Source organism: Hyphomonas sp. (assembly GCF_037969335.1).
GTDB lineage: Bacteria > Pseudomonadota > Alphaproteobacteria > Caulobacterales > Hyphomonadaceae > Hyphomonas.
Genome location: NZ_JBBKXE010000037.1, coordinates 1 through 7765 on the forward strand (window position 1 = coordinate 1; position 7765 = coordinate 7765).

The following is a 7765-nucleotide window of genomic DNA, read 5'->3' on the forward strand; positions in this document are numbered from 1 at the left end:
GAAATCGAGCAGGACATCCTGCAATACGCGATCGAGTTCTATGACGGCCATATGAGCGAAGTCTCGCGCCGCCTCGGCATTGGCCGTTCGACGCTTTACCGCAAGGTGCGCGAATACGATCTCGACGTTCGCAACGAACGCGAAGCGGGCTAGGCGCAAGGCCATACTGACATCGAGAGCCCCGGAGTGCATTGCGCTCCGGGGCTTTTCCGTTTCAGGCGGGACACCGCAAGCCTAGACCAGTGCGGCCTTGACCATTTCGCCGATCTTGCGGGCGTCGGCTTCGCGGGGGCTGCCGGATTTCCAGGCAATGCCGACCTGACGGCCGATGACGGGTGTGGTGAACTCGCGCACGGCGACGTCATTCCCGATGGCGAGGCCGTGATCCATTGCAAGCCGGGGGAGGAGGGAGACGCCGAGCCCGCCGGCGACCATGTTGACCAGCGTGCCGAGCGACGTTGCCGCCACCTGTCCGGCATGGTTGCCGGTCTTCAAGCGGCAGATCGACAGGGCATGGTCGCGCAGGCAGTGGCCGTCCTCGAGCAGGAGAATGTCTTCGCCCGCAAGATCATCCGGCGAGAGGCCGTTCTTCCTCGCCAGCGGGTGGCTGGTTGACGAGGCGAACAGGAATTCATCGTCGAACAAGGGCAGGGTCTCGATGCCCGGAGCGTCCCAGGGCAGGCCGATCAGGGCGGCGTCCAGTGTGCGGGTGCGGAGCTGGTCGATCAGCCGGGTCGTCTTGTCTTCGTGCAGATAGAGCTTGAGGTCCGGATAGGTGTCGCCCAGCGCCCGAACGGCCTGCGGCAGGACGAAGGGGGCGATGGTCGGGATGGCGCCAAGATGGAAGGGGCCGGTTAGCATCGCTCCGGCACTCTGGACCGCCTGAACGAGGGCGTGGGCATCTGCGAGCAGAGCGCTGGCGCGGACGACGGCGAGCTCTCCGGCATGCGTCAGGCGGGCGCCGCGCGCTTCGCGATCGGCCAGCCGGACGCCGAGCAATTCCTCCAATTCCTTGATGCCGGCCGAGAGGGTCGGCTGGGTCACGTAGCAGGCTTCAGCGGCGCGCGAGAAGGAGCCGGTGTCGCCGAGGGCGGTCAAAAACTGGAGCTGTCTGAGGGTCGGAATTGCCATAGAGTGAATTTATATCACCGGTAGAGAATATCAATTATTCTTTTGGGTAAAATCGCGGCAAACGCACTTTTATCGGGCTCCCACCGGGCCCGTAAACAACAGTAACTGCAATAGGATACCTCCCATGCTCGGAATTGGCCAGAAACTTCCCGACTTCAAAATCACCGGCGTGAAACCAAAGTTCATGCAGCACGAAGAAAACGGCGTCAGCGCGTTCGAAACGCTCGACCAGAACAGCTTTGAAGGCAAGTGGAAGGTGATCTTCTTCTACCCGAAAGACTTCACCTTCGTCTGCCCGACAGAGATCGCTGAATTCGCCCGCCTGAATGGTGAGTTCGAGGATCGCGACGCGGTTGTGCTCGGCGGCTCGACCGACAACGAGTTCGTGAAGCTGGCCTGGCGCCGTGAGCACGCAGACCTGGCTGAACTGCCGATCTGGCAGTTTGCCGACACGACCGGCTCGCTGGTTGACGGCCTTGGTGTGCGCAACGCGGAAGAGGGCGTTGCCTATCGTGCGACCTATGTGGTCGACCCGCACAACGTGATCCAGCATGTCTACGTGACCAACCTGAATGTCGGCCGCAATCCGTCGGACACGCTGCGTGTGCTTGATGCGCTGCAGACCGACGAGCTCTGCCCGTGTAACCGCCAGGTTGGCGGCGACACGCTGGTCCTCGCGGCCTAGTCGCGGGTTTCCGTATTCCATTACGCAGAACCGGGATGACCGGCCTGTCCTCTCTATCGGGAGGCTGGTCATCCTGCCTGCGCACAAGCGGTCCGGCGCGCTGCCGCATGGCGCTCACTGGACGGCTCCTTACCTCCACTCGTGTCTGAAAGGATGCCTTGATGTCGCTCGACACCCTGAAATCCCAAATGCCGGACTACGCCAAGGACCTGAAACTGAACCTTGGCTCGCTGGCGAACGAAACCATCCTGACCGAACAGCAGAAATATGGCTGCATGCTGGCCGCCGCTCATGCTGTCGGCGAACCGCATTCGCTGCGGGCGCTGGAAGCAGAGGCGCGTGACAAGCTGAGCCCGGAAGCGGTGAAGGCGGCCAAGGCGGCCAGCGCGATCATGGGCATGAACAATGTCTATTACCGCACGACGCACCTTTTCTCGAATGCGACCTACAAGACCGTGCCAGCGAAGCTGCGCATGAACGTGATCGGCGCACCGGGTATCGAGAAGGCCGATTTCGAGCTTTACGCGCTCGTCGTGTCGGCGGTGAATGGCTGCGGCATGTGCCTTGATGCGCACGAGGCCGAGTTGCGCAAGCACGGCCTCACCACAGACCAGATCCAGGCCGGTGTCCGCATCGGTTCTGTCGTCAATGCGGTTGCCCGCGTCATGGCCGCGGAATCGGCGCTGGCAGCCGAGCCTGCCTGACCTCATACACTTGCTTGAACATCGCGCCCACGGAGCCTGGCTTCGGGGGCGCTTTTCTTGAGAAGGCCGTGTATTCGTGCGGAGATGGCACCGCCCGATTCAAGGATTCAGAAAAGCAGATGATGATTTCGGGCGCGGTCCGACATTGATTTGATGTAATGTCAGTTGGATTGGTGTGGTTTTCCCATCAACTTCAGCGCGCGATGCATCGCTACAACACATGTCGGCAAGCCACTGATTCAGAACGACAAAATACACCATTCCCATGCCCTCCCATGCGCATGTTCTGCCGTGTTCCCTGTGTGTGCATTCTATGTTCTAACCCGGCATGGTTGTGGATATTTCGATTCACCCAGTCAGCCCATTGAGGCCCATCCTCACCCATGATATTCCAAATTTACACATGGTTTACCCATGCTGGGGTTTAGGCATAATAATTACAGGGTTGGCGGGTGTTTGTTTCCACCTACGAGAGCGCTATTGATGCAAAAGGCCGGGTTTCGATCCCCGCGCCCTTTCGTGCAGCGCTTGGGGGTGGCACCCGTATCTTCCTCTGGCCGGCGCTGGATGGATCCGGCTGCCTTGAGGGCGGCGGCGAAGCCCTGATGGCCATGTACCGGGCGACCCTGACGCGCCTGGCTCCGCAGTCCGAAGTTCGCAAGGCGCTGGTGACCCGTATCATCGCGGGCTCTGCTGACCTCAAGATGGACGAAACCGGGCGGATCAAGCTTCCGGAGGACCTCTGCAAGGCGGCCGACCTGACGGACCGGATCAAGTTCGCGGGCAATATCGACAGTTTCCAGATATGGAATCCTGAAAAGCACGCTGCCTTCAACTCTGCCATGGCGACGGCTGCGGCCGACCCCGAAACACTGGCCGCTTTTGGCCGGGCCTATTCCGAAGTCCTGCACCAGCAGGGCGCCGGTGCCTACCCGGCCCCGAAACTGGTCGACGGGAGCGAAGGCTGATGAGCGCACGCCACACTTCTGCCCGTTCGCAGGCATCCGGGCACAATCCCGTCATGATGGACGAAGTCCTCACCTGGCTTGCGCCGCAGGATGGAGACCTGATTGTCGACGGCACCTTTGGCGGTGGCGGATATACGCGGGCGATCCTGCTGGCCGCGAAATGCCATGTGCTGGCGATTGATCGCGACCTCGACGCAATCCAGCGAGCCGAGAAGCTTGCTGCGGAGACACCGCGCCTGACGCCACTGCTTGGCCGGTTCGGCGAAATGGATGCGCTGGTGATCAATGCCGGACATGCGTCCGTCGACGGTGTCGTGCTGGATATCGGCGTTTCGAGCTACCAGATCGATGAGGGCGAACGCGGCTTCTCCTTCATGAAGGACGGCCCGCTGGACATGCGCATGGGCGCTGCCGGGCCGACGGCGGCGGATGTCGTCAACACGATGTCCGAGCGCGACCTGGCCAATATCGTCTTCCGGCTTGGTGAAGAGCGGCAGGCGCGGCGGATTGCGCGCCATATCGTGCAGCGTCGGGCCCAGCAGCCTTTTGAAACAACGGCGGACTTCGCCGATGCGGTTGAAGTGGCTGTCGGTGGGCGCCGGGGCGCGCGCACCCATCCGGCAACTTTGACCTTCCAGGCCATCCGCATGTACGTGAACGACGAACTCGGCGAGCTGGCCCGTGCCTTGTGCGCTGCCGAGCGCATCCTGCGCCCCGGCGGACGGCTGGTGATTGTTGCGTTCCATTCGCTGGAAGACCGTATGGTCAAGCAATGGTTACGCGACCGGGCCGGCAAGCAGAGTGGCGGCTCGCGCCACATGCCGCTGATGGCCAAAGGGCCGGATCCGACGTTCGAACTCGCTGTTTCCAAAGCAATTGTTCCTTCTGATAAGGAAGTGGAAGGCAATCCGCGCGCACGTTCAGCCAAGCTGCGGGCCGCAATCCGTACCAACGCGCCCGTGATCGAGGAAGACGCCAGCGACGGCATGAACCTGCCGCCCCTGTCGGACCTGGAGGATGTGGCATGAGTCGACGCGCTTTCCTGTTTGGAATCCTGGTTGTGGGCTTGCTGATCGTGAGCCTGTACCGGGCGAAATATGGTGCCAAGGATACAGCGTCCGAGATCATGGCTGTTGAAGCCCAGATCGAGGATGCGCGGCACGAAAAAGCGCTGCTTGAGACCGAATTGTCTCATATGAGCCGGCGTGAATGGATCGAGGAATATGCCCGTGGCGAGCTGGGCATGGCCCCGCCACGGCCTGACCAGATTGCCGGTGAATCCGATCTCGACGAGGTTATCGGCCTGCCGGTCACGTCCAGCGTGGCGCCAGAGCGTGAACAGGCGGAGGGCGCCAGATGACTGAACGCGCCCGCGACCGGACACGGCTGGTCGGACTCGGCCTTAGCGCCCTCTTCGTCGTCCTGGCGGGCAAGGGCGGCTATCTCGCGGTCTCATCCACACCGGCCCGCGCGCACAGCGTTGCCAAGATCGACGCCCCGGTTCGCGCCGATATCGTGGACCGCAACGGTGAACTCCTGGCGACGTCCGTGACCGCCTATTCGCTGGTCGCCAATCCGAAACTGATCTGGGATGCCGGCGATGTTGCCCGGTCGCTGACGAGCGTGTTTCCGGACATCCAGGTCGCCGACCTGACTGAAAACCTGTCGAACGAGGCGCGCGAGTTTGTCTATGTCAAACGCGGCCTGACGCCCCGCCAGCGCAAGGCCGTGTTCGACCTCGGGCTGGAAGGCCTGCGGTTCGAGGAAGAGAGCCGCCGGGCCTATCCGCGCGGCACGCTGGCCGGTCACTTGCTGGGCTATACCAATGTTGACGGCAAGGGCATTGGCGGCATCGAATATGCGCTGGACAGCCAGTTGAGCCGCGGCGGCGAACCCGTTCGCCTGACCATCGACAACAGTGTCCAGTCTGCCGTGGAATCAGAGCTTTCAGCTGCGGCTGCCGAGCATGATATCCAGGGCGGCGCCGTGATCCTGATGGATGCCCATTCCGGGGAAGTGCGCGCCATGGCCAGCTGGCCACCGGTCGATGCCAACCGCGCGCTGGAACTCAAGCGCGATGACGCGGCCCAGCTGAACCGGGCAACCGGTGCGGTGTACGAGCTCGGCTCAGTGTTCAAGCCGTTCACGGTGGCTGCGGCACTGGAAGCGGGCGCGATCAAGCCGACGGACCTGTTCGACGTGAAGACGCCCATGGAAATCCGTGGCTACATGATTCACGACCTGCATCCGATCGGCGGACCGGCCAGTGTCACCCGGATCATCTCGGAAAGCTCGAACCTCGGCACGGTGCATATCAATGCCAAGCTGGGCCCGCGTCGCCAGAAGGCGTTTCTTGAAGCCCTGGGCCTGATGGACCGGGCCCCCATCGAACTGGCCGGCAGTGCGAAGCCGATCCTGCCTGAACGGTTTGACGACCTGTCGGCGGCGACCGTGTCCTATGGGCACGGAATCGCGGTGACGCCGATGTCGTTCCTTGATGCGTTCTCGGCGTTTGCCAATGGCGGCGAGCGGGCCAGCCCGACGCTTGTCATGGACGAGACGCGCAAGGTCGCCCCGGTGCGGGTAATGTCGGCGCTGACGACCGACATGGTCAATGTGATGATGCGCGAAGCGGTCGTGAATGGCACGGGCAAGCGGGCCGATGTCGCCGGCTATGGCGTTGCCGGCAAGACCGGAACGGCGGAAAAGCCGGTCGACGGCGGCTATGACGACACCCGTAACGTGACCAGCTTTGCGGCCATATTTCCTTATGACCGCCCGCAATATGCCCTGATCGTGACGTTGGATGAACCCAAGGCAGGGGCGGAGCGTGGCGATACGGCTGCGCTGAACGCAGCGCCGACGGCCGGACGCATCATCGAACGTGTCGCGCCTCTGCTCGGGCTCGCCCCGCATTTCGAAGGTGTCCGGCCTGCCGGTGCTGAACTCCGCTCTGCATCTGATGAGAGGAGTTCCCTGTGAAGCTGAAAGACCTGTTTCCCCTCGCCGAAGACGGCGATACCGAGATCACCGGCATGACGGCGGACAGCCGCAAGGTGCAGCCGGGCTTCCTGTTCGCCGCCCTGCAGGGCACCGCGTCGGACGGGCGCAAGTTCGTGCCGCAGGCGGTCGAGGCGGGTGCAGCGGCGATCCTGTCGAATGGCGGCGTCGAGAAAGTGCCCGTGCCGCATGTGATCGCGGACGAGCCGCGCCTGGCGCTGGCGCTTGCGGCGAAGCGGTTCCATGCCTCGCAACCCGAGACGGTGGTCGCGATTACCGGCACGAACGGAAAATCATCCACCGTGGATTTCCTGCGCCAGATCTGGACACGGGCCGGCCTGGGCGCCGCCTCGATGGGAACGCTCGGTGCGATCGGCCCGGGTGGCAAGATCGATGTCGGCCACACGACGCCGGACCCGGTGACGATCCACGAAACGCTGCGCGAACTGGTGCGCCAGGGCGTGACGCATTGCGCGATGGAGGCCTCGAGCCACGGTCTCGAACAGTTCCGCCTCGACGGCGTTGACCTGGCGGCGGTGGCCTTCCTCAATTTCACGCAGGACCATCTCGACTATCACGCCACGATGGAAGCCTATCTCGAGGCCAAGTTGCGCCTGTTCCGCCAGTTCGGGCGCGAGGGCATGCCGGCCATCGTGAATGCCGACAGCGACCATCGCGAGGTGTTCGAAGCCGCCGCGAAAGAGGCGGGCCTGCAGATCGTGTCGTTTGGCTGGCGCGGCGAGGACCTGTGGATCGACGAGATCATGCCGCGCGCCACCGGGCAGGTGCTGACCCTGTTCTGGCGTGATGTGGAGCACAAGCCGCTGGAACTGCCGCTGATCGGTGAATTCCAGGCGCTGAATGCGCTGGCCGCCGCGGCGATTGCGCTGTCGCTTGGCTTGACGTTCGAGCAGGTCGCGGATGGTCTGACCCATCTCCAGCCGGTCAAGGGACGGCTCGAACTGGTCGGCAAAACGGATGCCGGGGCAGGGGTTTTCGTGGATTACGCGCATACGCCTGACGGGCTGGACGTTCTGCTGCGCGCCGTGCGCCCGCACACGGCCGGACGCCTCAAGGTGATCTTCGGCTGCGGCGGCGACCGCGATGCCAAGAAGCGCCCGATCATGGGCGAGATTGCCACGCGCCAGGCCGATGACGTCATCGTCACAGACGACAATCCCCGCACGGAAGACGCCGCCACGATTCGCAAGGCCGTGCTCGCCGGTGCGCCGGGCGCCCGCGAGATCGGCGACCGGGAGCTGGCGATCCGCACGGTG

The 7765-nt window shown here is 63.2% G+C and carries 9 protein-coding genes; 8 read left to right on the plus strand and 1 reads right to left on the minus strand.

All coding sequences use genetic code 11. From position 1 onward, the window contains the following. Positions 1-3: 3 nt before the first annotated feature. Positions 4-153 (plus strand): helix-turn-helix domain-containing protein, encoded by a 150-nt coding sequence (locus AADA04_RS02580; protein ID WP_340691679.1) that lies wholly within the window; start codon positions 4-6, stop codon positions 151-153. A gap of 81 nt (positions 154-234) precedes the next feature. Here AADA04_RS02580 and AADA04_RS02585 read toward each other — a convergent pair whose 3' ends face one another. Continuing rightward, positions 235-1131: a hydrogen peroxide-inducible genes activator gene (locus AADA04_RS02585; RefSeq protein WP_340691671.1), complete on the minus strand. Its 897-nt coding sequence runs from the start codon at positions 1129-1131 to the stop codon at positions 235-237. 124 nt (positions 1132-1255) lie between these two features. Between AADA04_RS02585 and AADA04_RS02590 the strand changes: the two genes are divergently transcribed. The 7 genes from AADA04_RS02590 to AADA04_RS02620 all read left to right on the plus strand — a co-directional run. Then, positions 1256-1816 (plus strand): peroxiredoxin, encoded by a 561-nt coding sequence (locus AADA04_RS02590; protein WP_340691672.1) that lies wholly within the window; start codon positions 1256-1258, stop codon positions 1814-1816. A 161-nt stretch (positions 1817-1977) separates the two neighbouring features. Then, a complete protein-coding gene (locus AADA04_RS02595) occupies positions 1978-2520 on the plus strand; it encodes a carboxymuconolactone decarboxylase family protein (protein ID WP_340691673.1) in 543 nt (180 codons plus the stop codon). 452 nt (positions 2521-2972) lie between these two features. Continuing rightward, complete coding sequence (locus AADA04_RS02600) at positions 2973-3488, plus strand: hypothetical protein (protein WP_340691674.1); 516 nt, start codon at positions 2973-2975, stop codon at positions 3486-3488. Then, positions 3488-4516, plus strand: coding sequence for a 16S rRNA (cytosine(1402)-N(4))-methyltransferase RsmH (gene rsmH, locus AADA04_RS02605; protein ID WP_340691675.1), 1029 nt, complete (start codon positions 3488-3490; stop codon positions 4514-4516). Before AADA04_RS02600 ends, rsmH begins: the two co-directional genes overlap by 1 nt. Further along, entirely contained in the window at positions 4513-4848 is a 336-nt protein-coding gene (locus tag AADA04_RS02610) for a septum formation initiator family protein (RefSeq protein ID WP_340691676.1), read from the plus strand. Before rsmH ends, AADA04_RS02610 begins: the two co-directional genes overlap by 4 nt. After that, entirely contained in the window at positions 4845-6470 is a 1626-nt protein-coding gene (locus AADA04_RS02615) for a penicillin-binding protein 2 (RefSeq protein WP_340691677.1), read from the plus strand. Before AADA04_RS02610 ends, AADA04_RS02615 begins: the two co-directional genes overlap by 4 nt. Then, the coding region (locus tag AADA04_RS02620) for a UDP-N-acetylmuramoyl-L-alanyl-D-glutamate--2,6-diaminopimelate ligase (protein WP_340691678.1) at positions 6467-7765 on the plus strand (1299 nt) is incomplete at its 3' end. The genes AADA04_RS02615 and AADA04_RS02620, both read left to right, overlap by 4 nt.

What these genes read in the sequence shown, in the direction of transcription:
- AADA04_RS02585 (WP_340691671.1), bottom strand. Translation starts at nt 1,131, where the DNA reads ATGGCAATTCCGACCCTCAGACAGCTCCAGTTTTTGACCGCCCTCGGC.
- AADA04_RS02590 (WP_340691672.1), top strand. Translation starts at nt 1,256, where the DNA reads ATGCTCGGAATTGGCCAGAAACTTCCCGACTTCAAAATCACCGGCGTG.
- AADA04_RS02595 (WP_340691673.1), top strand. Translation starts at nt 1,978, where the DNA reads ATGTCGCTCGACACCCTGAAATCCCAAATGCCGGACTACGCCAAGGAC.
- rsmH (WP_340691675.1), top strand. Translation starts at nt 3,488, where the DNA reads ATGAGCGCACGCCACACTTCTGCCCGTTCGCAGGCATCCGGGCACAAT.
- AADA04_RS02610 (WP_340691676.1), top strand. Translation starts at nt 4,513, where the DNA reads ATGAGTCGACGCGCTTTCCTGTTTGGAATCCTGGTTGTGGGCTTGCTG.
- AADA04_RS02615 (WP_340691677.1), top strand. Translation starts at nt 4,845, where the DNA reads ATGACTGAACGCGCCCGCGACCGGACACGGCTGGTCGGACTCGGCCTT.